Below are 22,656 nucleotides of genomic sequence, written 5' to 3'. Positions count from 1 at the left end.
GTGCCGGGCTCTGCCCGGCAACCCGACCGCACAGCGGGGCAGAGCCCCGCTCTACGGCACCGGCACCGGCGCCGTATCCGTGAAAGGGGGGGGATCCCAATGCCACCGTGAGCGATCACGGTGGCATTGTTTTTTGGCGCCTTGGGTCACATGCCGCGGAACAGGCTCATGAAGGGCTGGCTCACGCTGATCAGTTCAGGCCGCTGCTTCAAGCGCAGCTGGCCGCGCCCGGTGTCGTCGCGGGTCACCGCCGCTACCGCCGTCATGTTGACGATGGTGGAGCGGTGCACCTGGCGGAAGCGCTGCGGGTCCAGCACTTCCAGCAGCTCGCGCAGCGGCGTGCGCAGCAGGCTTTCGCCGGCTTCGGTCACCACCGTGGTGTACTTGCTGTCGGCACGGAAGTAGACCACGTCTTCCAGCATGATCAGCTGCGTGTCGCGGCCGTTGCTGGCGGTGATCCAGGCCAGCGGCGGTGCGCTGGAACGCGCGCCCGGCTGCTGGCCGAGGCGCTGCAGCAGCTGCTCCAGCATCGCGCTGTCCGGCCGGCCCATCTGCATGCGCGCCAGAATGCGCTCGCGCGTGGCCAGCAGGCGCTCGTCGCTGACCGGTTTGAGCAGGTAATCGATGGCCCCGTGCTCGAACGCGTCGATGGCGTACTGGTCGTACGCGGTCACAAACACCACCTGCGTGCGCGGGCTGATCTCCGGCAGCGCGCGTGCCACCTCGATGCCGCTGATGCCGGGCATGCGGATGTCGAGCAGTGCCAGGTCCGGCTTCAGCTCGGCCAGGCGTTCCAGCGCGCTGGCACCATCCTCGCATTCGGCCACCAGCCGCAGTTCCGGCCACAACCGCTGCAGCTGGGCCACCAGCGACTGGCGCAGCAGGTCTTCGTCTTCGGCAATAAGGGCATCAAGCTGCATGGATCGCCTCGCGTGCGTCGCGCGGCAGGGTGATCGTTGCCGCCACGCCGCTGGGGAAGTTGGATACGATCGCCACGCCCGCGCGATCACCACAGGTCAGGCGCAGGCGCTCGCGCAGGTTCTTCAGGCCGATGCCGGTACCGCTGCTGCCCTGGCCGAAACCGAGCCCGTCATCGGCGACGGTGAGAGTGACGTGGTCATCGAAGGCGCGCGCGATGATCCACACCGTGCCGCCACCTGGCTTGGGCTCCAGCCCGTGCTTGATCGCGTTTTCCACCAGTGTCTGCAGCGCCATCGACGGCAGCGGCAGCGATTCCAGTGCCGGCGGCACGTCCACCTGCAGCGCCAGCCGCGCGCCCATGCGGATCTTGAGGATTTCCAGGTAGGCCTTGGTGCGATCGAGTTCCACGCCGAGGGTGGACATCGACTCGTCCACGCTCGGCAGCGAACTGCGCAGGTACTGGATCAGGTGCCCCAGCATCTGGTCGGCGCGCGGCGGGTCGGTACGGGTCAGCACCTGTGCGTTGGCCAGCGTGTTGTAAAGGAAGTGCGGCTCGACCTGCGCGTGCAGCAGGTTGAGGCGGGCCACCGAGAGTTCCTTTTCGGTGGCGGTCTGTTCGGCGGCGGCCTGCTCGTCGCGGCGCTGTTCGGACACCCGGCGGGTGATGGCGCGGCCGACCGCTTCGGCGTTCTCGTAGTTGCTGCCTTCGTCCACCGCGAGCAGGTCGGCCCATACCCCGGCATCGGGTTCGAACAGCAGGGTCACGCTGCTGGTGCCCTGCCCCGGGGTGACCGTGGCCAGCACGCTGTTGCGCTTGATCGCCCACCGCGCCGGCAGGTTCCAGCGCGACGGCGGGCGGCCATTGTAGGGGTCCACGCGGCGCACATAGGCGCGCACCTGCAGGCTGCCGGCGGCGCTTTCGATGTCTTCCACGCGCGGCAGTTCCTTGACCGCCTGCTCGACCAGGCTGAAGGCCGCGCCGGCATCCATCGGCAGCTCGATCTGGCGGCGCTGGCGGCTGGACACGGTGGCCGCATCCAGATGCCCGGCCAGGGTCGAGACGCGGCGCAGGTGGGTGATGCAGCTGCCCAGCGCGGTGATCATCAGGAACAGGGCCAGCAGCCCGAAGACCCAGCCGGGGCCTTCGTCCATGCCGTGGAAGAAGCCACTCCACACGAACCCGGCCACGACGATCGCCGCGGCCCAGGCCAGGAGAATGCGGAGAATCAGGGAAAGGCTGGCGAACACGGCGGCGTCTTCACGATGGGATGGTGTGAGGATAGCCTTGCCGCTCGAGGGAACAAGCGGGATGCGACGAAAGCGGGGTTTGACGCGACGAAGGCGCGTAGAGCCACCCCATGGGTGGCTGCGCTCCGTTCCGGCACCGCGAAGCCACGCATGGCGTGGCTCTACATCCGGGGTCCGGGACCGCGAAGCCACGCATGGCGTGGCTCTACATCCGGGGTCCGGGTCCGCGAAGCCACGCATGGCGTGGCTCTACATCCGGGGTCCGGGTCCGCGAAGCCACGCATGGCGTGGCTCTACCAACGGTCCGGCCGGCGGGTGCCGGCCGGGCGCGTTCTTACTTGCGCTCGGCGGCGCTGGCATCGCGCGGGCCGCGGAACTGGGAGTCATCGCTCCAGTTCGGCCAGGCGCGGGAGTTGGCCAGCTGGTTGCCCAGCGTGTACAGCACTTCCAGGTCGCGCGAGGCGCCGGCGAAGGTCCAGTCCGGCTGCCACTGGTCGCCCTGCTGGTGGTATCGCTTGGCGGTGTAGTCATCCGAGGCCTGCTTGCCTGCGGCCACGCCACCGTCCACCCAGTCCTGCCCCGCCGAGTACGACACCGCCGGCACGCCACGCTTGGCGAACGGGAAGTGGTCGGAACGGAAGAACAGGCCCGCTTCCGGCTTCGGGTCCGGCGTGTAGCGGATGTCCCAGCCCTTGGCCACGTCCTTCAACTGGTCCAGCAGCTCCAGCTTGGCCGAGCCGTAGATGCCGAAGTCGCGCGACGGACCGAACGGCGCCATGCCGTCCATGTTGATCACCGCCACCGTCTTGGCCAGCGGATACAGCGGGTGGCTGGCGTAGTACTCCGAACCCAGCAGGCCCTTCTCCTCGGCGGTCACCGCCAGGAACAGCACCGAACGCTCCGGGCGCTTGCCCTTGGCGAAGCCGCGCGCCAGCTCCACCAGCGAAGCGGTGCCGCTGGCGTTGTCCAGCGCGCCGTTGAAGATGGTGTCGCCGTTGGCGTCCGGCTTGCCCACGCCGATGTGGTCCCAGTGCGCGCTGTACACCACGGTCTCATCCGGGTGCTTGCTGCCTTCCAGGCGTGCGGCCACGTTGTGCGAGGTGATCACTTCGCTCTTCACCGCGTACTTGGCCGACAGGGTCTCGCCCTTCAGCTCCACCGGCTTGAAATCGCGGCGCTGCGCCTGGCGCTTGAGCGTGTCGAAGTCCTGCCCGGCGCGCTTGAACAGCTCCACCGCCAGGTCGCGCTGGATCCAGCCTTCCAGCAGCGGGTGTGCCTCGGCCGGGTTGTCGCGGACCACGTCGAACATGGTGTTGGTGTTGGACCCGGCCACCGTGGCCCAGCCGTACGAGGCCGGCGCGGTTTCGTGCACGATCAGCACGCCCAGCGCACCCTGGCGGGCACCCTCTTCGTACTTGTAGGTCCAACGGCCGTAATAGGTCATGCCCTTGCCGTCGAAGTCGCCTTCGCCGGTTTCAAAGTCAGGGTCGTTGATCAGCACCACGGCGATCTTGCCCTTCAGGTCCACGTCCTTGAAGTCGTTCCAGTTGCGCTCCGGCGCGTTCACGCCGTAGCCCAGGAACACCAGCGGTGCGTTCTGGATGTCGACCTCGGTGGCGCCGTTCATGGCGGCGCGCACGGCGATTTCATTGCCTTGGGTGAGCGACTGCGGCTTACCCTTGCTGGACAGCGCAAGGCTCGGCGTGCCGACGATATCGCCCTTGCGCAGCGGCACGGCCTGGGTCCACAGGCGCTTGCCGTCCTTCAGGTCGCCGCCCGGCTGCAGGCCGGCGGCGGCGAACTGCTTGCCCAGGAAGGCGATGGTCTTCTCTTCCCCGGCCGTGGCAGGCGAGCGGCCTTCGTAGGCGTCGGAGGCCAGTTCCTTGACGTCTGCGGAGATCCGCGCGCCATCGAATTTCGGCGTCGCCGCCATCAGGGCGCTGGACACCGACAGTGCCAGCACGCTCAATACCACTCGCTTCATTGCTCTCTCCAGGGCGGGGACATCATCGTTTGATGATACCCATTCCTGGAGCATGAGCCCTCTTCAACTCACCAGTTCGGATCTTCCGCAGGCGCGGCAGGCTTGGCCGCTGCACGCGCCGGCTTCGGCTTGGCACTGCCACCGTTCGACGCCGTGGTTGCCGCCGGCTTCACCGCACCGGCCAGCTGGCGCAGTTCGATCGCGCCGGGCTTGAAGTTCGCGCCACCCAGGTCCGCGCCGCCTTCGATGGTGCCGTAGGAGGTCTGCGCCGCCACGCGGTCCACGCGGATCGTGCAGCACGGGGTTTCGGTGCGGCCCAGCGAACGGCCGGTCTGCGGGTCCTTCAGGGCCTCGCCCAGCATCACGGCCTGCCAGCGCTGCCCGGCCTTGAGCGTTTCACCGCCCTGGCTCAGCACCACCTGGTCGCCGGTCATGGCCACCACCGACACCGGGAAGATCTCGGTGATGATCGCCGTGCCGATCTGGCCCGACAGCGAATCCATCATCGCCGCCGCCATGCCCTTGCCATCCACCGTGCGCGGCAGCGTGCTCGGGCCGGTCGAGGCCAGCTGGTGATCGAAGCTGTCGGACATCACCACCTCACCGGTGGCCGCGTTGATCAGGCGCAGGGTGATGCGCCCGCCGCCCGAATACGAGGTCACCTGGCGGTCGGACATGCGCAGGTTGCGCACGCTGCGCGGGTATTCGAAGCGTTCGATGGTCGGAATCAGGATCAGGTCGGTGGCCAGCTGCTGGCCCAGCCGCGCGGTGTCCTGCAGGCGCACGTTGCCGCTGTTGATGTGGTCGATCTCGGCCTGCATTTCCTCGCCGAACTCACGATCCAGCACGATGAAGCGCTTGGTCTGGGTCAGCGTGTCGTTCAGCCGCGCGCGGATCGCCGCGGCCACTTCGTCGCTGGCCACCCGGCCATCACCCACTGCGTAGGTACCACTGCGCACGTGCGGCTGGGCCACCACGATCTTCGGCCGGCCCTGTTCGTCCGGGGCGCGGTACTTGGCGATCTCGGCGCGCACGCGCACCTTCCAATAGCTGCGCATCGTGCGGCGGTTGAGGTCGGACTCGAACGCCTGCGCGCCGCGCTTGGCGTCCACGCTGGCCTGTTCCTTGTAGCTTTCCTTGATGCTGGCAGAGGCCGAACCGCCGCCGCCACTTGCTTCTGCCTGCGCCTGCGCCGAGCCACTGGCCGAGGCAGACGCCGAATAGCTGTAGCCGGCGTCGCTGGCGCGCACGCGGGCAATGACTTCTTCATCCAGCTGGGTAACTTCTTCCTGCGAGAGGATCTCGTAGCCCACCACCGCGCCCTGCGAGGCGGCAATCATCTGCTGGGCGAACGCGTCGGCGCGGATATCGCCGACGTGTTCCCCGTCTACATCCACATGCAGGCCTGCACGCAGGCTCTGCATCTGGCTCGCCACGCGCACGCCATTGACCTGTGCCACCGCCGACTGCAGCGCAGCCAGCACCGCCAGCTCCGGCGTGCTGCCGATGCCATCGGCTTCGCGCGCCACCTGGGTGATGCCGCCGAAATCCGGTGCCTCGCGCAGCGGCTTTTCAGCCGGTGCTTCCAGCTTGGATTCGGCCTTCGGTGCCGTGGTCTCCACCGGTGCCTCCTGCTTGCCGCAAGCGGCAAGCAGGGTCGCGGTGAGGGCCAGGCTCAACAGTCGGAATGAGGTCTGCATGCGTGGCGTTTCCTTGTATTACAGGCTGTCGAGCATCGACTCGGCGTTGCCCGGCACCTTGATCTTGCTGGCGCGGGCGAAGGTCAGCGCGGCCTTCGAGGACGAATACAGGCCCTTCAGGTAGCCCGGCGATTCCTTGGCCACCCACGCACCGGCCGCCAGCTTGCGGCCGGCGGTGACCAGCTGGGTGCCGCTCAGGCTCTTCATGCCATTGGCGAAGTTGCTGGCTTCACCGCTCAGCTTCTGGCCTTCGGCTGCCGAGGCGACCAGGGCCACCAGGCCGGTGGTGTAGTGCTGCTTGGATTCGGCGCTCAGCTCCGGCTTGGCAGCCACGCGCTCATCGATCGCGGCCTGGGCGGCTTCGCTGACCGACACCGACTTCTTCATCTGGTCCACGTTGACCGAACCCGACGACAGCGCCTGGCGCTCGGCTTCCAGCAGCTGCACCTGCTCGGCCAGGCCGAAGGCCTTGGCGAAGGAGGTCTGGGCATCCAGCGAGTGCGACTGCGAGGACACGAAACGACGCACCAGCGCTTCCTGCGCGGCTTCGTCCGGGGCGCCGGCCGAGGCGGCCGAGGCGCTGTTGCCGCCGCCAGCCAGGTCCTTCAGCTTGCCGAACTGCGCATTGGCCGGGGCAACGAAGGTGGCCGCGATGGCCAGTGCGATAAGAGTCTTGCGGATCATGGTGTGTTCCTTGTTGGAAATAATGCAATTCGGTGGGTACCGACCGTTGGTCGGTACGCCTTAACGAACGGCCTTGACGTTCAATTCGTTGATCATCTGCTGCGCACCCTTTTCAGAGGCGATCTGCAGTGCATTGGTGCGGGCCACGGTCTCGTTCGGGCCGGTGCCGGAGAACTGCACCGGACCCACCGACGACACGGTCTTCGGGAAGCGGCCGCTCACGTCCAGCACCTTGCCGGTGACGGTCACGAACACGCGGGTGTTGCCGCTGACCGGGTCGCGGTCACGCATGCCCACGTCCAGCGTGCCCACGGCCAGGTACGGAATGTTGGCGGCCTTGATGCCGTTGGCGGTGTCGCGCAGGGTGGCGGGCGACAGGTCGTTGCCGGTGCTGAAGTCCTTGCGGATGCGCTCGATGCTGAGCAGGCCGCGGCTTTCGCCTTCCACGTATTCCGCTTCCACCACTTCATAGCCGGCCGCGCTGAACGCGCCGGTCATGGCGGTGTTGATCTCGTTGGCGTTGGCGACCTTCCAGCTCACGTTGTCGCTGCGCGCGGTGGTGCTGCCACCGGAGGTGACCGACACCGAGCCGTTCTGGTTGATGCTGCCGCTGGTGCTCACCGAATTGCCACGGAAGCTGTCGCCTTCGCGGGTCTTCTCGTCATAGCTGGCGCTGGCGTCGACGCGGCGGTATTCCTTGTCCTGGAACGACTGCACGGTGTCCTGCGAGCGCGCCATGAACAGGAAGGTCAGCAGCGAACGCTGGTTGCTGCGCGCACCGGCGGTGGCCGAACCGGCATCCAGCTTGGTCTGCAGCAGCGTGGTGTTGATCTCGGCGCGGACGCTGACGGTGTAGGTCTTGGCCTTCTTGTCTTCGGTGTCCGACAGCGGCACGGCCGACAGCACGTAGCGGTCGATTTCACCGATGAACTCGGCGCGGCGGTCTTCGAAGAGGCGCAGCTTGGCCGCACCGGATTCGGCGATGTACGCCTCCAGTGCATTGACCTTGGCCTTGTTCAGGGCCTGGGCGCGGGTGTCGGCACTCAGGCGCAGGCCATAGCTGGCCGAACCGGTACCACGGGAACTGGCGGACTGCGCCGACACCGGCGCGGCAACCATCAGTGCAATGAGAATCAGCAGTACGGCACGAATCAACGGCATGACTTGATCAACTCCTGGAGGGCTTGGGTCTGTTGCTGCAGCGGCTTGCCGCCGGGCTTCTGTTCGTCCAGCCACGCCTTCGAATCCGCACGCTTGGCGGCGGCGCCGGCGAAGGCGTCCAGGCCGGCAAGCGCGGTTTCGTAGCTGGCCGACCACTGGTCCACGTGCCACTGGGTCGCCGGCACCACCTTGGTGGCACCCTTGCGCAGCGGCTGGTCGAAGAACACCTTGCCCGAGAACGGCTCCACCACCGTGGCCTGGAAGAACGCGCCGAACAGCATCGTCTTCATCGCCGGGGTTTCGTTGATCACGCCGTTCTTCAGGCCATCCAGGCGCAGCTTCACCACGTAGTCCGGCTCGGGAATCTTCAGCTGGTACACCTTGCCGTCGGCAAAGCGCGCGGCCATCGCCCCGCCGATCGCCTGGCCGGTGGCCGGCGGCAGCAGGCCGATGCCGGTGTTGGCCGACAGTGTCTTGGACAGCTCATGGGCCAGCGTGGCGCGCAGCACCTTCTCGTCCACCGTATCGGGCAGCTTGGCGCGCACCGCATCGGAGAGGGTCACTTCGCCCACCTGCAGGCGGCGCGTGGACGCGGCCGGCAACTGCGCCTTGGCCAGCGTATCGGCCAGCACCTGCGGCAGGCCGGTGGCGGCCTTGCCATACAGCAGATCGGCGACAATCGCGTCGATATCGTCGTCGTCCGGCAGGTATTCCATCACGTCGATGCGCTGCAGCGTGATCGGGTAGGAGGCCACCACCTGGCGCTCGCGGAAGTCGAAGAACAGCGCCTGCAGCGCCACTTCCACCAGCACCTTGTACTGGCCGCCGATCGGCTCGATGGAGACCAGTTCGCGGTCCAGCGCCGTGGCCAGCACCGTGGCGCTGGTGGTGCCATCGAGCATCGCCAGAGGCTGATCGATCAATTGCAGGCTGGCCGGCGGCTGCGCCTTCAGGCGCGCCCACAGGGCCTGGTTGAGCGGGGCCAGCCCGCGCGTCTTCAGTACGGCGGCCGCGCGTGGGGTGCTTGCCTCGACGGCGCTCTGGTCGGCGGTGTAGGCAAAGCCGGCCCAATAGGCCTGCTGCGACTTGTCGGCGGCCTGGGCGGCACCCGCGAACGCCGCGGTGCCAATACACACAAGGCCGCACAACAGCAGCCACGCGCTACGCGCGCGCGTACGCTTCTTCCCTGAAAACATCGTCCTGCGTTCCTTATCGGCCGGACCTGGCGGTCGCCGGGTCACTTTTGTGAGGCGCCACCATAGACCCTGTTCATAAAACCGGCAAGTAAGATTTCTCTCAGCGCCGTGACGCCCCGTCCGCCCGCGCCTGCAACAGGGCCCGCTCGCGGGCGTTGGGCGTAAGCCGGGCGGCGCGCGCGAAGGCGGCGGCCGCTTCGGCATGGCGAGCCAGTTGCGACAAAAGGTCGCCCTGCACCGCGGCCAGCGGCGCGTAGTCCTGCAGCCGTGGGTCTTCCGCCAGCTGCTCCACCAGCGGCCAGGCCGCCGCCGCGCCCTGCGCGCGCGACACCGCCACCGCACGGTTGAGTTCCACCACCGGCGAGGGCTGCACCACCGCCAGCCGTGCATACAGCCCGGCCATGCGTTCCCAGTTGGTGTCCTCGGCGCGCCGCGCACTGGCGTGGCAGTCCGCGATCGCGGCCTGCAGCACGTAGCCGTCGTCGGCGCCGCCCAGCGTCAGCGCCTGCTGCAGCGCGGCCTGCCCGCGCGCTACCTGCAGGTGGTCCCAGCGCGTGCGGTCCTGGTCGGGCAGCAGGATGGGGTTGCCGTGGGCATCCACCCGCGCGGCCGCACGCGAGGCCTGCAGTTCCATCAACGCCAGCAAGCCGTGCACCTGCGGCCAGGCCGGCAGGCGCTGCTGCAGTACCCGCCCCAGCCGCAGGGCCTCCTCGCACAAGGCCGGGCGCATCCAGTCGTCGCCACTGCTGGCGGCATAGCCCTCGTTGAAGATCAGGTAGACCACCGCCAGCACCGAGCCCAGCCGTTCCGGTAGTGCCGCCTGGCGCGGCACCTCGAACGGCACCTGCTTGGCCGCCAGCGTGCGTTTGGCCCGCACGATGCGCTGGGCGATGGTCGGCTCCGGCTGCAGGAACGCCCGGGCGATCTCGTCGGTGGTCAGCCCGCCGAGCAGGCGCAGGGTCAGCGCCACCCGCGCATCGGCCGGGAGTACCGGGTGGCAGGCCACGAACATCAGCCGCAGCAGGTCATCGCCGATATCGTCCTGCAGCGCATCGCTGTCGTCGGGCAACGGCAGCGGCTGCGGCTCCAGTTCGGTGCCCCACTGCGCATGCTGGCCGGCCACGCGCTGGTGCTGGCGCAGCACGTCGATGGCACGATTGCGTGCGGTGGTCATCAGCCACGCTCCCGGATTGTCCGGAACACCCTGCGTGGGCCAGCGCTCCAGCGCGGCCAACCAGGTGTCCTGGGCCAGTTCTTCGGCACGCCCGATGTCGCCGCCCAGCATCCGCGCCAGGCGTGCGATCAGGACCGGCGACTCCATGCGCCAGAGGGTGTCCAGTCGTTGTGTCAGCGCGGCATCCATGCGGCGAATCAGAGCATTCCCCTCCGCGCCGCACAAGGTGCGGTTCGCCCGACCCGGCCACACCGCGGATGCCGGCCAACGGCCGGCGCTACCGAGGGAGATGGCTGCACGACTTTCAGGTGGGCTCGCCGTCCATATGTGCCACTTCCCAGAGATGCCCGTCAGGATCCTCGAAGCTGCGCTGGTACATGAAGCCATAATCGCGTGCCGGCGTCGGCTCGCGGCCGCCCGCGGCCAGCACCTTGTCGAGCGTCTCATCCACGGCCGCGCGGCTGGGCGAGGACAACGCGAGAATCACCTGCGCCTGCGCGCGCGCATCGCCGATGGGCCGGTCGATGAAGGTGGCGAAGAACGGCTCCAACAGCAGCATCAGCATGATGGTGTCGCTGATATTGAAGGACGCCGCCTTGTCGTCGGTGTAGGTCAGGTTGGGCGTGAAGCCGAGCGCGGTGAAGAACGCCTTGCTCCTGTCCAGGTCACGGACGGGCAGGTTCACGAAGATCATCTGGGGTGTATCGGTCATGGTTCGGTTCCCGGGCTCAGTAGGGCTTCATGCAGTTGACCATCCACGGCTTGCCGTAGCGGTCTTCCAGCATGCCCCAGCGCTTGGCCCAGAACGTTTCACCGATCGGGAACGTCACCTTGCCACCGTCGGACAATGCCTTGAACACACGCTCGGCTTCTTCGACGGTCTCCACCTCGATGTTGATCGTGGTGCTGCCTGCGCCCGACGAGGGCGGGCCGTCGGCCGCCATCAGGATCGCGCTGCCTACTTCCAGCTGGCTGTGCGCGATCAGGTTCGGATCGGCCGGGCCGGGGTTGTCGCCGCAGCCGTCCATGTTGTCGCTGGCGGGCATGTCGCTGTACTTCATTTCCGAGGTGACCTTGCCGCCAAGGACCTGCGCGTAGAACGCCATCGCTTCGTGGGTCTGGCCGCTGAAGCCAAGGAAGGGAATCAGTTTCATGGGAATCTCCAAAAGCACGGGTGGGTGGGTCAATCGGCCTGGCCGATCTGCTCGCGCAGACGCTGTTCCTGCGCACGTAATTCCTGGGTGAAGGCCGCGCCGAAATCGTCCTCGGTCATGAACGGGCGGATCTCCACCACGTCGCCGGGCTTGAACGGGGCGCGCTTGAGCCATTCGGTGGCTTCGTCCACCGAGCGCACCTGCCAGAGCCAGAACCCGGCCACCAGTTCGCGGGTTTCGGCGAACGGCCCGTCGGTCACCTGCGGCGCCGCGCCGGTGTACGCCACCCGCCGGGCATGCCGGGTGGGCCGCAGGCCATCGCCGGCCAGCATGATGCCGGCCTTGACCAGCTCCTCGTTGAAGGCACCCATCGCCTGGATCTCCGCTACGGTGGGCAGCTGCCCGGCCTCGGTGGCCTCGGTCGCCTTCACGATCACCATGACTTTCATCGGTCTGTCCTCGTTGTCGGCCCGGTTGGCGGGCCCTTCACTGGTTACGACGCCCCAGTGGAACCGAAATCGACACGCCTGCCAAAAATAATTCCGCTCCCGCCAACCGGTGACGATCACGGCCTGAACAGGCGCGCGGCGCTGCACTGCAACAGGCCCGTAGCGGCGGCTGGGGCATCATGTTCTCCCCTGCCCCGCGTTGGATCGGCCATGCAATTCCTGCTCCTGATCTATATCGATGAAGGCCTGATCCAGGCCCTGCCCGCCGACGAATACGACACGCTCATGCGCGGCTGCCTGCGGCACGCCGACGAACTGCAGGCGCAAGGCTCCCTCGTGCTCGCCCAGCAGCTGGAACCGGTGAGCCAGGCGCGCACCCTGCGCACGCGCCAGGCGCAGGCGCGCATCACCGACGGCCCGTTCGCCGAAACCCGCGAACTGCTCGCCGGCTTCAACCTCATCAATGCCGCCGACCACGACGACGCGATGCGCATCGCCCAAGGATTCCCGTGGTCGCGTTACGGCAGCATCGAAGTCCGCCCGCTGGCCGACATGGACGCCGAGCGCCGGCGCGTGGGGTTGGGGATCACGGCAACAGCGTGATCTTCAACTCGCGCGGCCCTACCGCTTCATTCCCGCTGTAATCGCGGGCGCTGGCGCGAATGATGTAATCGCCGGCCGGCAACGCATCCGGCTGCCAGCGCCCGGTTTCCACCAACCCGTCGCGCACGGTGTTGGTCACCAGGTAGCGGAACCGCGTCACCGCACTGCCATGCACCGTGATGCCACTGTCCGGTGCATACGCCACCACCGTGGCGCTGTTCTCGCGCGGCATGCGGTTGAACACGATGTTGAAACGCGGCTGCTCATAACCGGGCAGAGGCGTACCGCCCGCATCCAGCACCTGGTAGCCCACCTGGTAGGCACCCAGCCGGCGGCGCGGCAGGTTGTTGTCCACCTGGTCCCAGGCTTCCACCACGATCTGCACGCCCGGACCCTGGCGCGGTACCGGCACGCGCCCATTCGCCGCGGCCTTGATCGGCTGGTCCAGGTCATCCAGCAATGCCACCTCGGTGATGCGCGGCGCGAAGTGGTCGGCATACCCGACAAACCCCAACGCCACCGCATTGCGCTGGAAGCCGCTGGCACCCACACTCAGGTGCACATGCGCCATGCGGTTGATGCTGCCCAGCGGTTCGCCCGCCTTGAAGCGCGTACCACGCCGCACCCGCACGCGTTCCAGCTTGCCATCCAGATCGTGCAGCTGCGGCCAGCGCGCGTCGAACGGCTGGTCGCGCGCATCGCGGCCCACCTTCATGTGGATGTAGCGCAGCCGGTCCAGCGACAGGCCTTCGGCCTGCCCGCCCAGCGACCAGCTCGGGAACGGGCTGCTGATCTTTCCATCGGCAATCGCCAGCACCGTCTGGCCGACGTCGCCGCGGATATCGAAGCCATCGTGCAGGTGGTGGCGGCTCTCGCCACTGAAGTTGCCGCGCACCTCGCCCAGCGTGCCCACCACCTCGTGCCAGCCCAGCTGCGGCGCCAGCGGCCAGCGTCCACCGGTGTCGGGCAGGGGGGCATCGGCGGCCGGGCCGACCAGCGCCGGCGCCGGCGTGGCACCGGCGGCCAGCGGGCGCAGGCGGTGCACGCGGTAGGACGCCGCGTCGGACAGGAACAGGCCGCCGTCGGCATCCAGCGCCAGCCCGCTCGGCCGCGAGAAGCGCGGTTGCCCAGCCACCCCGGTGAGATCCAGCACGTGCCCCTGCGCGGACAGCTGCACCACCTTGCCGTCGAAGTCGCTCACGTAGATCACATCGTCATGCGTCACCGCCAGCGCCAGCGGCCCGTTGAGCAGGCTGCCCTCGGCCAGCAGCGTATCCACCGTGCCGGTCGGCGCCAGGCGGCGTACCGCGTTGTTGAGCATGTCGGCAATCAGCAGGTTGCCATGCGCGTCCAGCGTCAGCGCCACCGGCGTGTCGAACCGCGCGCCCACGCCCGCACCGTCCACGTTGCCCGGTGCATCGCCGCCGGCCAGCGTGCGGACCCGTCCGTCGGGCTCGACCACACGGATGCGGTCGTTCCAGGTATCGGCCACGAACACGCGGCCACCGGCGTCCACGGCCACGCCCATCGGCCCATCGAAGCGCGCCTGCGCGGCCGGGCCGTCCACGTAACCGGCGGTACCATCACCGGCAATCGTGGTCACGTTGCCGTCCGCGCCGATCCGGCGGATCACATGATTGCCGGTGTCGGCCACGAACACATTGCCGGCCGCGTCGATGGCGATCGCCGAGGGCGTATTGAACTGCGCCTGCAGCGCCGCGCCATCGCGCCAGCCCTCACCCTGCCCGGCCAGCGTGTCCACGCGCCCATCCGGATACACCCGGCGGATGCGGTTGTTGTCCCCGGCGTCGGCCACGTACAGCACGCCGTGCGCGTCCACCGCCAGCCCATACGGGTCGGCGAAGCGTGCCTGCGTGCCGGCGCCATCGCGCAGCCCACCCACGCCATCGCCGGCCAGTAGCGTGATGTCCGGGGTCCAGCCCAGCGCGGTCGGTACGGGGCCAGGCGGCGGTTCCGGCGCTGCCGGTTCGCGCAGGAAGGTCCAGGCCAATGCTGCCGCCATCAGTACGGCGACCAGCACCGCCATTGCCCATCGTCCGCGCGTCATCGCTGTCCTTGCCGGTTCCAGTTCGGCTGACGACCTTAGCCGCTTGCCGCGTGCGTGCAAACCCCGCACATGCCACGGACGGCTTGTGTGGATGCCGCGTTCCGGTTTCAATCGAGGCTTACGCCAAGGAAGGAAGCACCGCATGGCCTGCCGCACCAGCACCACCCTCGTCCTGTTGCTCTCGTTGTGTGGGGCGCCGGTTGCCGGCGCGACCGCTGCCGTCAGTGGTGCCAGCGTGGATGCCACCGATGCGGCGCCTGCCGCCAACACCGCGTTCCTGGCCGAGGTCCGCGCCGCCCTGCAACAGGCCAACAACGGCGACAGCCTGGGTGCGGCCATCGTGCTGGATCGCCTGCTGGCCGACCCGCGCATGGCAACGCTGGATGTGGCTGAGCGCAGCAATGTCTGGGCGTCGGCGGCCATGGTGTCCGGTGCGCAGAAGCAGGGCGACATCGCCCTCCAGCGCCTGCAGCAGGCAGTGGCGATCGACCCGCACAACGCCTACGCGCGGCTGCGGCTGGGCTTGACCCAAATGGTCGACGAACAGATCGACGCCGCTGCCGACAACGTCATTCTCGCCTTGGCCGACACTGACGGCGAGCCGGATATGCCCGCCGAGATAGTCTGGCAGCTGGACATGTTGTTGAAGCACCAGCCGGCCAGGCGGCTGGGCGTATTGCAGGGGTTGTTCGACCACGACTGGAAGATCGATGGCATCGAGCCCGTGGAAGTGTGGGTCAACCTTGCCATCCTCCAGGTGGAAGCGGGGCAGCACGACAAGGTGGCGGCCACGCTGGAGCGCATCGATTCGCCGGCGCCGTTGATGCGCCTGCGCGCCGACAAGCGTTTCGACCGATACCTGCGCCGCGACGATCCCCGCTACGACCCGGTGGCCGCCTCGCGCCGCCATATCGACCGGCTTCGGGTGGAAGCCATGCTGTCACCCGGCGTGAATGAAACCGCCGTTGAACTGAGCGACGCGCTGATGGTGGCGGGCGACCTGCAGGACGTGGTGGGCATGACCACGCGGCTTGCCGAGGCCTCCAGGGAGGCTGGCTCGGCACCGCCCGAGCTTGCCCGCCATGTTGCCTGGATGCTCGACACCCGCAGCCGCGCGTTCCGCCGCCTGGGCAAGACGGACGAGGCCGTGGACACGCAGTTGCTGGCCGTGCGCATGGCCGAGCCGGAGGGCGACACGGTCAGCCATCGCCTCAACCTGGCCGGCCTGTACGCGGCCCTGCACCGCCCGCTGATGGCGCGCGAGATGATGAAGGGCCTGGACGACCTGAGCACGTATGGCCAGAGCAGCCGCGCCCTGATCGACCTCCAGATCGCCCTGCAGCTCAACGATGCGGCTGCGGCAACGCGCGCACGCGAGCAGCTGTTCGCCAGCCGCAACGACACGCCTGGCCACTACCGCGACGGGCTGCTGCTGGAGAACCGGATGGACGATGCCGCCGCCGGCATGATCGCGCAGCTGGCCGACCCGATGGATCGCAGTACCGCACTGCTCGAACTGCAGGACACGCGCGAAGCGCCACCGCTGCCGGAAGAAGTCCTGCTGACGGCGCGCTGGAAGCAGCTCAAGCAGCGCCCCGACGTGCAGGCGGCGGTGCGCCGCGTCGGTCGCATCGAGTCCTATCCGCTGTTCTCTCACTGAGTGCCGGTCAGCGCGCCGGCGTTTCCACCTTGAACCCCATCGCCTCGCGGTAGCGGGTGTACAGCACGCTCACCTTCTCCACGTACGCCAGCGTTTCGGCATAGGGCGGCACGCCCTTGTAGCGCGTCACCGCCCCGATGCCGGCGTTGTAGGCGGCCGTGGCCAACGTGCGGTCGCCCTTGTAGCGCTTCAGCAAGGCCTGCAGGTAGCGCGCGCCGCCGTTGATCGACTGCTCGGCCGACAGCGGATCGGACACGCCCAGTTCGGTGGCCGTATCGGGCATCAGCTGCATCACGCCCTGCGCACCCTTGGGCGACACCGCACCGGCGTTGAAGCCGCTCTCGGCGTGGGCGATCGCGCGCAGCCAGGCGTCGTCCACCCCGGTCGCACGCGCAGCGGCCTTGAACTGTTTCGCGTGGCGGTTGAGCTGCGGCGCGCCGATTTTGCCCAGCCCCTCATGCGCCGGCTCACCCGGCGGCGTGGACACCGTGAACTTCAGGAACACCCGCGAGCCCGGCAGGTTGCGGGTGGAATACACCAGCGTCCCGTCCTGCTCGCGTTCGTACAGCGTGCCGCTGAATACCCCCATGTTGCCCCACAGGTTCGGCGCCTGCACCGCGTTGTCATCCACCTGCTGCGGCGTGCATTTCGAGCCCGGCTCCGGCGCCGTGGCCAGGCTGACCGTATTGCCCTGCACGCAGCGGTACACCGTGCGCGCCGCGGCAGGGCCGGGCAACAGCAACGGCAACAGCGCCAACAGCACAGGCAGGAAGGGCTTCATGGCTCCGGGGCCGCAGGGCGCGGCCAGATCGTGGGGTGGCGCGATCATCCGGCGCGGGGCGCGAACCGCAGGTGAATCCGATAGACAGACCCGAAGGGAGCCGGTACGCGTCGGCTTCACCTTGCCAATGCGACCTGATGCCGACACTGGGGAAAACCCGACAGGAATCTACGCGAAATCCTGTTCCCATTGGCCGGTCCAGATGGTGATATAGCGCTCACCCATGCATCGGCAACGGCTCCCCTGCTGCCTGCCCCCCACGCCCAACCGGGAAACGAGGTCAGCTTGAAGCGCGTCCGCACCATCGCTGCCATCGCGCTCGCCGCCCTGCTGGGGGCCGCCCTGCCCATCCTCGTGGTGGTCTACTTCACCTGGAGCCGCAGCCAGGACGCCGACCAGCAGCGCCTTCACCAGACTGCCGAACGCACCCTGCAGCGCGCCAACCGCGCCTATGAAGCGGGCCTGCTGGCACTGCGCAAGCTCAACCAGGCCCCGGTGTCGGGCTGTTCGCCGGAGCACCTGCGGCTCATGCGCGGCCTGGCCCTGACCACGCATTCGGCCGAGCAGGTCGGCTACTTCGAGGACGGCCGCCTACGCTGCACCTCCTGGGGCATGACCGAAGATCTCATCCCCGAACCCACCCCGGACCACGTCACCGCCGACGGCGCCACCCTCACCCTGGGCGTCCGCCCGGTGGCCGGCGACAACGCCTCCCTGCTGGCCTTGCAGCTCGGCCGCCACGACATCCTGATGGACCCCAACCGCTTCGTCGACGTCATCACCGACCCCAACGTGCGCCTGGCGGTGGCCACCCCCGACGGGCGGCTCATCGCGCAGCAGGCGCTGCCCGACCAGGACCTCTTGCAGCACCTGCTGCGCGAGCCCCACAGCGGCAGCACCGCGCGCACCCTGTACGCCACCGCGCAGGACCAGGAGTGGCTGGCCATCGCGGTTGCGCCGCGTACCAGCCTGCTGACCAGCTTCCGCCAGAACGCGCTCCGGCTGCTACCGCTGGGTGTGGTGGGCGCGGTCATGGCCATTGCGGCGGCCGTCTGGCTGTCGCGCCGGCGGCTGTCGCTGCGCAACGAACTGGCCAGCGCGGTGCGCCGCCGCGAGTTCCGCATGGACTACCAGCCCATCATCGAACTGGACACCGGCATCTGCGTCGGTGCCGAGGCCCTGGTGCGCTGGTCGCGGGCCGACGGCACCCAGGTGCGCCCGGACCTCTTCATCCCCGTGGCGGAGGAAACCGGCCTGATCGAGGCCCTGACCGACCACGTGATGGATCTGGTGCTCAACGACATGCGCGAGCTGCTCATCCACGACCGCAGCGCGCACATCGCCATCAACCTCTCCGCGGGCGATGTCAGCAGCGGGCGGGCGCTCAAGGTCCTGTCCGGCAAGCTGATCGGCACCGGCATCCATCCGCAGCAGATCTGGCTGGAAGCCACCGAGCGCGGCTTCCTGGACATCCAGGGCGCGCGCACCTCGCTTGCCGCTGCGCGGCGGGCCGGGCACTGCGTGGCCATCGACGATTTCGGCGTGGGCTACTCCAGCCTGCAGTATCTGCAGCAACTGCCGCTGGATGCGTTGAAGATCGACAAGTCCTTCATCGATTCCATCGGCACCCACAGCGCCACCAGCCCGGTCACCTCGCACATCATCGACATGGCCAAGACGCTGGGGCTGTTCACCGTCGCCGAAGGCATCGAAACCTCCGCCCAGCTGGCGTACCTGCAGTCGCGTCAGGTCGAATTCGGCCAGGGCTGGCTGTTCTCCCGCCCGCTGCCGGCACCGGAGTTCATCGCCTACCACGAGCAGCGCCGCCGCCAATACGGCAAGGCCCCCGAAGACATGCGCAACCCCAACAGCATCGAAGAGTAGAGACACCCCATGGGTGTCTGCTCCCGGGGTTCCCGGGGTCTATAATCCCCCCGCGGCACCCAGCCGCCCCCGTAATGAGGTATGCCTACATGCGCCATTGATGCCGCCGTCGTCTGACGGCCAGTCTCCTTCCCGCCCTGTCCGCAGGGGGAGTCCTTGGCATCCCTGGAGGTCGCATGACCGCACTTTCCCTCACGCTCGACCGCGTGACGTTCACCCTGCCCGACGGCCGGGTGTTGTTCTCCGATCTTTCCGCCGCATTCGACACCACTCCCACCGGCCTGGTCGGTCGCAACGGCGTGGGCAAGAGCGTGCTCGCCCGCCTGCTTGCCGGGCAGCTCGCGCCCACCGCCGGCCAGCTGCAACGGCACGGCCACGTGCACCTGCTGGCCCAGCACAGCGGCGTGATCCCTGGCCGCATCGCCGACCTGGCCGGCGTAGCGCCGCAGCTGGATGCACTGGCCCGGATTGAAGCCGGCAGCCTGGATCCGAACGACTTCACCCTCGTCGGCGATCGCTGGACCCTGCGCGAGCAGCTGCAGGCGCAGTGGCAACGGCTCGGCCTTCCCGTGCTGGACCCGGCGCAACCGGCGGCTCGCCTCAGCGGCGGCCAGGCCATGCAGGTGGCGCTGGCCGGCGCCCTGCTGTCCGACGCCGACGCTTTGGTGCTGGACGAACCCAGCAACCACCTCGACAGCGCCCACCGGCAGCGCCTGATCGACGCCTTGGCGCAGTGGCGCGGCGGCCTGATCGTCATCAGCCATGACCGTGCGCTGTTGCGCGGCATGCAGCGCATCGTCGAACTCACCCCGTCCGGATTGCGCAGCTACGGCGGCAACTACGATCTGTACGCCGAGCAGAAGCAGGCCGAACAGGCCGCAGCCGAGGCACAGCTGGCCCTGCGCAAGCGCGAGCGGCGCCACGAGCAGGCCGCGCTCCGCGAACAACGCGAGCGACAGGAGCACCGCCAGTCCCACGCACAACGCGACGCCCGCACCGCCAACCAGGCGCCGATCCTGCTCGGCGGCATGAAGAACCGCGCCGAACACAGCGCCGGACGCCTGCAGGCGCAACAGGTCGAGCGGCGCGCGGCTGCCGACAGCCGCGTGCGCGATGCCGCCGCCGGCATCGACGAGGTCACGCAGATCGCCATGATCGGCCCACGCCTGGCCGCGCCGGGCCCGCAGCAGGTAGCGGCATTGATCGGCGTGCAATTGCCGTGGGTGAGCCCGCCGTGGCGGGATGTCGATCTCCACATTCAGCGCGGCGACCGCATTGCCGTGCGCGGCAACAACGGCAGTGGCAAGTCCACCCTGCTGCGCGTGCTGGCCGGCGAACTCGCGCCGCTGGCCGGTGAGGTGAAGCGTGCTGCGACTACCGCCCTGCTCGACCAGACCTTGTCATCGCTGCCCGCACAGGACTCCGCGTTGCAGCTGCTGCAGCGCGCGAACCCGCAAGCCGATGACGCCACGCTGCGCACCCAGCTGGCTCTGCTCGGGCTGGATGCCGAGCGCAGCCTGCGGCCGCTGGCCACGCTGAGTGGTGGTGAGCGGGTCAAGGCCGCACTGGGCGCCGTGCTGTATGCGCAGGCCCCACCGCAGCTGCTGTTGCTGGACGAGCCCGGCAACCACTTGGACCTGGCCTCACTCACCGCCCTGGAGCAGATGCTCAACCAGTACCGCGGCAGCGTAGTGATCGTCTCGCACGACCAGGCGTTGCTGGACGCCGTGCAGCTGACCCATCTGCTCGATGCGGGCGAGGAGGGCTGGCAACTGCACAGCCTGTGACGCACAGAGCGCGCGGCCGGCCTGCATGGGTACGCGAATCGGCCGCGTGTGATCGCCAGGCGACGTGCAGCCTGCGTCTCGCCTCCGCCTCGCCTGCGCCGACGGAACCATGCGACCACCGACAGGCGGCACAAGTGCGCGTCCAGTCAGGGGCAGGTTAGGTTCGGCGCCTATCGAATGTTACTCTATAACACTCGATGTTCCAGAACCCTTCCCCCATGAAGCCAACTTCCGCCCTGCTCGACGCCGGTGCCATCGCCCTCTCCAGCCTGTGCCTGCTGCACTGCCTGGCCCTGCCACTGCTTGCGGCGGCGTTGCCGCTGATGGGCGTATGGGCGCAGGCCGAGTGGGTCCACGTAGTGTTCGTCGCCATCGCCGCCCCCACCACCGGCTTCGCGCTGTGGCGCGCGCACCGCCAGTACCCGCTGCCGGTCTTGGCGATGGCCAGCGCAGCCAGCGGCCTGCTGTTGCTCCTCGCCGGCGCCGCAGGCTGGCCCAGCCACGAAGCCGAAACGCCGATGACGGTAGCGGGCAGCCTGATGCTGGCCAGCACCCACATCTGGAACGCCTGGCGCCGCCACCGCCACTAAAGCCGGAAGCGGCGCACCAAACCCTGCGTGGCTGCGCCACCCCGCCGGTAGAGCCACGCCATGCGTGGCTGCGCTTCGTTCCGGCACCGCGAAGCCACGCACGGCGTGGCTCTACGATTCGTTCCGGCGCCGCGAAGCCACGCACGGCGTGGCTCTACGATTCGTTCCGGCGCCGCGAAGCCACGCAGGGCGTGGCTCTACTTGCCGTATGCGCGCAGCAGCTTCACCAACACCTGCGCTTCCGCCGCCCGCTCGGCCGGGTCTTCCGGCGACACCACGTGCGCCTGCAGGTGGTCATCGAGCAGCGCCATCAGCAGCGCGTGCGCCGCGCCACGTACCGCCGACGCCTGCATCAGCACATCCGTGCAGTCCGCGTCCTCCGACTGCAGAGAAGTTTCGAGAGCAGACACCTGGCCGGCCATACGCCGAACCCGGGCCAGAAGAGCCTTGCGTTGTTGTTGTACGTGCGCCATAGGTGCCAAGCGTATACCCTACGGGGGTATATTCCAATGCCTGAGCACCCCCATGAACCTTGCCGCCACCGCAGACGCCCGTCGCCACAGCCACCGTTTCGACGACGGCAACCCGCTGGCCGAGCGGCGCACCCGCCAGGCCCTGTACCTCACCGCCGCCATGATGGTTGTCGAGATCTTCGGCGGCTGGTGGTTCAACTCCATGGCGGTGCTCGCCGACGGCTGGCACATGAGTTCGCACGCCCTTGCACTGGGCATGGCCGCCTTTGCCTACGCCTGCGCGCGCCGGTATGCGCACGACGGTCGCTTCGCGTTCGGCACCTGGAAGATCGAAATACTGGGTGGTTACACCAGCGCCATTGCCTTGCTGGGTGTGGCCCTGTTGATGGCCGTGCAATCCACCGAACGGCTCTTCTCACCCAGTAGCATTCACTACAACCAGGCCATCGGCATCGCCGTGGTGGGCCTGGTGGTCAACCTTGTCTGCGCGTGGTGGCTGCACGACAGCAAGGGGCATGGCGACAGCCATGGCCACGACCACGCGCATGCACAAGCGCATGCACACGGCCACGCGCACCACGACCACCACCACGGCCATCACAGTCACGGGCATCACCATCATGCGCACGGTGACGACCTCAACCTGCGTTCGGCATACCTGCATGTCATCGCCGATGCCGCCACCTCCGTGCTGGCCATCGTGGCCTTGATCGGTGGCAAGGTCTGGGGCGCCGCATGGCTGGACCCGCTGATGGGCCTGGTGGGCGCGGTACTGGTCACGGTCTGGGCCATCGGCCTGCTGCGCGACACCGGCCGCATCCTGCTCGACGCGCAGATGGACGCTCCCGTCGTGGCCGAAGTGCGTGAAGTGATCGAGCAGGGCCCCTGGCAGGCCAGCCTCGCCGACCTGCACGTCTGGCAGGTGGGCCGCGGCAAGTACGCGGTGGTCGCCAGCGTGGTGACCACCGCGGATGTAACCGCAGATGTCTTCCGCGAGGCACTCGGCGTGCACGAGGAGTTGGTGCACGTGACCGTGGAGGTTCATCGCGTAGCGTTGGCAAAGCAGTAGCGCCGGGCTCTGCCCGGCTTGCCACGCGAAGCGTGGCCATCATTTGATCGCTGACAACGCAGACACAGAT

General features: G+C 68.3%; 20 protein-coding genes. 6 read left to right on the top strand and 14 right to left on the bottom strand.

Annotation, left to right across the window (positions count from 1 at the left end; genetic code table 11):
- Window positions 1–146 precede the first annotated feature (146 nt).
- The 11 genes from ACOZHM_RS09795 to ACOZHM_RS09745 form a co-directional block, all read right to left on the bottom strand.
- Window positions 147–920, bottom strand: coding sequence for a LytR/AlgR family response regulator transcription factor (locus tag ACOZHM_RS09795; RefSeq protein WP_421569060.1), 774 nt, complete (start codon window positions 918–920; stop codon window positions 147–149).
- Entirely contained in the window at window positions 910–2,169 is a 1,260-nt protein-coding gene (locus tag ACOZHM_RS09790) for a sensor histidine kinase (RefSeq protein WP_421569059.1), read from the bottom strand. The genes ACOZHM_RS09795 and ACOZHM_RS09790 overlap by 11 nt, the downstream gene beginning before the upstream one ends.
- Before the next feature lie 334 nt (window positions 2,170–2,503).
- On the bottom strand, window positions 2,504–4,153 hold the full coding sequence (locus ACOZHM_RS09785) for a M28 family metallopeptidase (RefSeq protein WP_421569058.1): 1,650 nt from the start codon (window positions 4,151–4,153) through the stop codon (window positions 2,504–2,506).
- Window positions 4,154–4,221: 68 nt separating this feature from the next.
- A complete protein-coding gene (locus ACOZHM_RS09780; RefSeq protein ID WP_421569057.1) occupies window positions 4,222–5,853 on the bottom strand; it encodes a CsgG/HfaB family protein in 1,632 nt (543 codons plus the stop codon).
- An 18-nt stretch (window positions 5,854–5,871) separates the two neighbouring features.
- Window positions 5,872–6,537, bottom strand: a complete 666-nt coding sequence (locus ACOZHM_RS09775; RefSeq protein ID WP_421569056.1) for a hypothetical protein — start codon at window positions 6,535–6,537, stop codon at window positions 5,872–5,874.
- Window positions 6,538–6,597: 60 nt separating this feature from the next.
- Window positions 6,598–7,698 carry a hypothetical protein gene (locus tag ACOZHM_RS09770; protein WP_421569055.1) on the bottom strand — a complete coding sequence of 367 codons (1,101 nt, stop codon included), beginning with the start codon at window positions 7,696–7,698 and terminating at the stop codon, window positions 6,598–6,600.
- A complete protein-coding gene (locus ACOZHM_RS09765; protein ID WP_421569054.1) occupies window positions 7,689–8,894 on the bottom strand; it encodes a hypothetical protein in 1,206 nt (401 codons plus the stop codon). Before ACOZHM_RS09765 ends, ACOZHM_RS09770 begins: the two co-directional genes overlap by 10 nt.
- Before the next feature lie 100 nt (window positions 8,895–8,994).
- Window positions 8,995–10,257 carry an RNA polymerase sigma factor gene (locus tag ACOZHM_RS09760; protein WP_421569053.1) on the bottom strand — a complete coding sequence of 421 codons (1,263 nt, stop codon included), beginning with the start codon at window positions 10,255–10,257 and terminating at the stop codon, window positions 8,995–8,997.
- 115 nt (window positions 10,258–10,372) lie between these two features.
- Window positions 10,373–10,780, bottom strand: coding sequence for a VOC family protein (locus ACOZHM_RS09755; RefSeq protein WP_421569052.1), 408 nt, complete (start codon window positions 10,778–10,780; stop codon window positions 10,373–10,375).
- Window positions 10,781–10,796: 16 nt separating this feature from the next.
- On the bottom strand, window positions 10,797–11,222 hold the full coding sequence (locus tag ACOZHM_RS09750; protein ID WP_421569051.1) for a VOC family protein: 426 nt from the start codon (window positions 11,220–11,222) through the stop codon (window positions 10,797–10,799).
- 29 nt (window positions 11,223–11,251) lie between these two features.
- Window positions 11,252–11,671: a YciI family protein gene (locus ACOZHM_RS09745; RefSeq protein WP_421569050.1), complete on the bottom strand. Its 420-nt coding sequence runs from the start codon at window positions 11,669–11,671 to the stop codon at window positions 11,252–11,254.
- A 210-nt stretch (window positions 11,672–11,881) separates the two neighbouring features.
- On the opposite strand from ACOZHM_RS09745, the gene ACOZHM_RS09740 reads away from it, so the two are divergent.
- Complete coding sequence (locus ACOZHM_RS09740) at window positions 11,882–12,274, top strand: YciI family protein (protein ID WP_421569049.1); 393 nt, start codon at window positions 11,882–11,884, stop codon at window positions 12,272–12,274.
- Here the strand turns inward: ACOZHM_RS09740 and ACOZHM_RS09735 are convergent.
- On the bottom strand, window positions 12,258–14,342 hold the full coding sequence (locus tag ACOZHM_RS09735; protein WP_421569048.1) for an NHL repeat-containing protein: 2,085 nt from the start codon (window positions 14,340–14,342) through the stop codon (window positions 12,258–12,260). The two genes, ACOZHM_RS09740 and ACOZHM_RS09735, sit on opposite strands and share 17 nt — an antisense overlap.
- A gap of 142 nt (window positions 14,343–14,484) precedes the next feature.
- Between ACOZHM_RS09735 and ACOZHM_RS09730 the strand changes: the two genes are divergently transcribed.
- Complete coding sequence (locus tag ACOZHM_RS09730; protein WP_421569047.1) at window positions 14,485–16,002, top strand: hypothetical protein; 1,518 nt, start codon at window positions 14,485–14,487, stop codon at window positions 16,000–16,002.
- A 7-nt stretch (window positions 16,003–16,009) separates the two neighbouring features.
- On the opposite strand, the gene ACOZHM_RS09725 is transcribed toward ACOZHM_RS09730, so the two are convergent.
- Window positions 16,010–16,783, bottom strand: a complete 774-nt coding sequence (locus ACOZHM_RS09725; RefSeq protein ID WP_421569046.1) for a lytic transglycosylase domain-containing protein — start codon at window positions 16,781–16,783, stop codon at window positions 16,010–16,012.
- Between the two features lie 285 nt (window positions 16,784–17,068).
- Between ACOZHM_RS09725 and ACOZHM_RS09720 the strand changes: the two genes are divergently transcribed.
- The 3 genes from ACOZHM_RS09720 to ACOZHM_RS09710 all read left to right on the top strand — a co-directional run bounded on the left by ACOZHM_RS09720 (window position 17,069) and on the right by ACOZHM_RS09710 (window position 21,044).
- Window positions 17,069–18,667: an EAL domain-containing protein gene (locus tag ACOZHM_RS09720; protein ID WP_421569045.1), complete on the top strand. Its 1,599-nt coding sequence runs from the start codon at window positions 17,069–17,071 to the stop codon at window positions 18,665–18,667.
- Window positions 18,668–18,843: 176 nt separating this feature from the next.
- Window positions 18,844–20,454, top strand: a complete 1,611-nt coding sequence (locus ACOZHM_RS09715; RefSeq protein ID WP_421569044.1) for an ABC-F family ATP-binding cassette domain-containing protein — start codon at window positions 18,844–18,846, stop codon at window positions 20,452–20,454.
- A gap of 218 nt (window positions 20,455–20,672) precedes the next feature.
- Complete coding sequence (locus tag ACOZHM_RS09710; protein WP_421569043.1) at window positions 20,673–21,044, top strand: MerC domain-containing protein; 372 nt, start codon at window positions 20,673–20,675, stop codon at window positions 21,042–21,044.
- Between the two features lie 197 nt (window positions 21,045–21,241).
- Here ACOZHM_RS09710 and ACOZHM_RS09705 read toward each other — a convergent pair whose 3' ends face one another.
- Window positions 21,242–21,517, bottom strand: coding sequence for a metal-sensing transcriptional repressor (locus ACOZHM_RS09705; protein ID WP_421569042.1), 276 nt, complete (start codon window positions 21,515–21,517; stop codon window positions 21,242–21,244).
- Between the two features lie 52 nt (window positions 21,518–21,569).
- Between ACOZHM_RS09705 and dmeF the strand changes: the two genes are divergently transcribed.
- Entirely contained in the window at window positions 21,570–22,586 is a 1,017-nt protein-coding gene (gene dmeF, locus ACOZHM_RS09700) for a CDF family Co(II)/Ni(II) efflux transporter DmeF (RefSeq protein ID WP_421569041.1), read from the top strand.
- Window positions 22,587–22,656 lie beyond the last annotated feature (70 nt).

Source organism: Stenotrophomonas sp. PD6 (assembly GCF_049199305.1).
Classification (GTDB): domain Bacteria; phylum Pseudomonadota; class Gammaproteobacteria; order Xanthomonadales; family Xanthomonadaceae; genus Stenotrophomonas.
The sequence above is the reverse complement of the archived record's forward strand: the minus strand, read 5'-3'. Positions and strand labels throughout refer to the sequence as shown.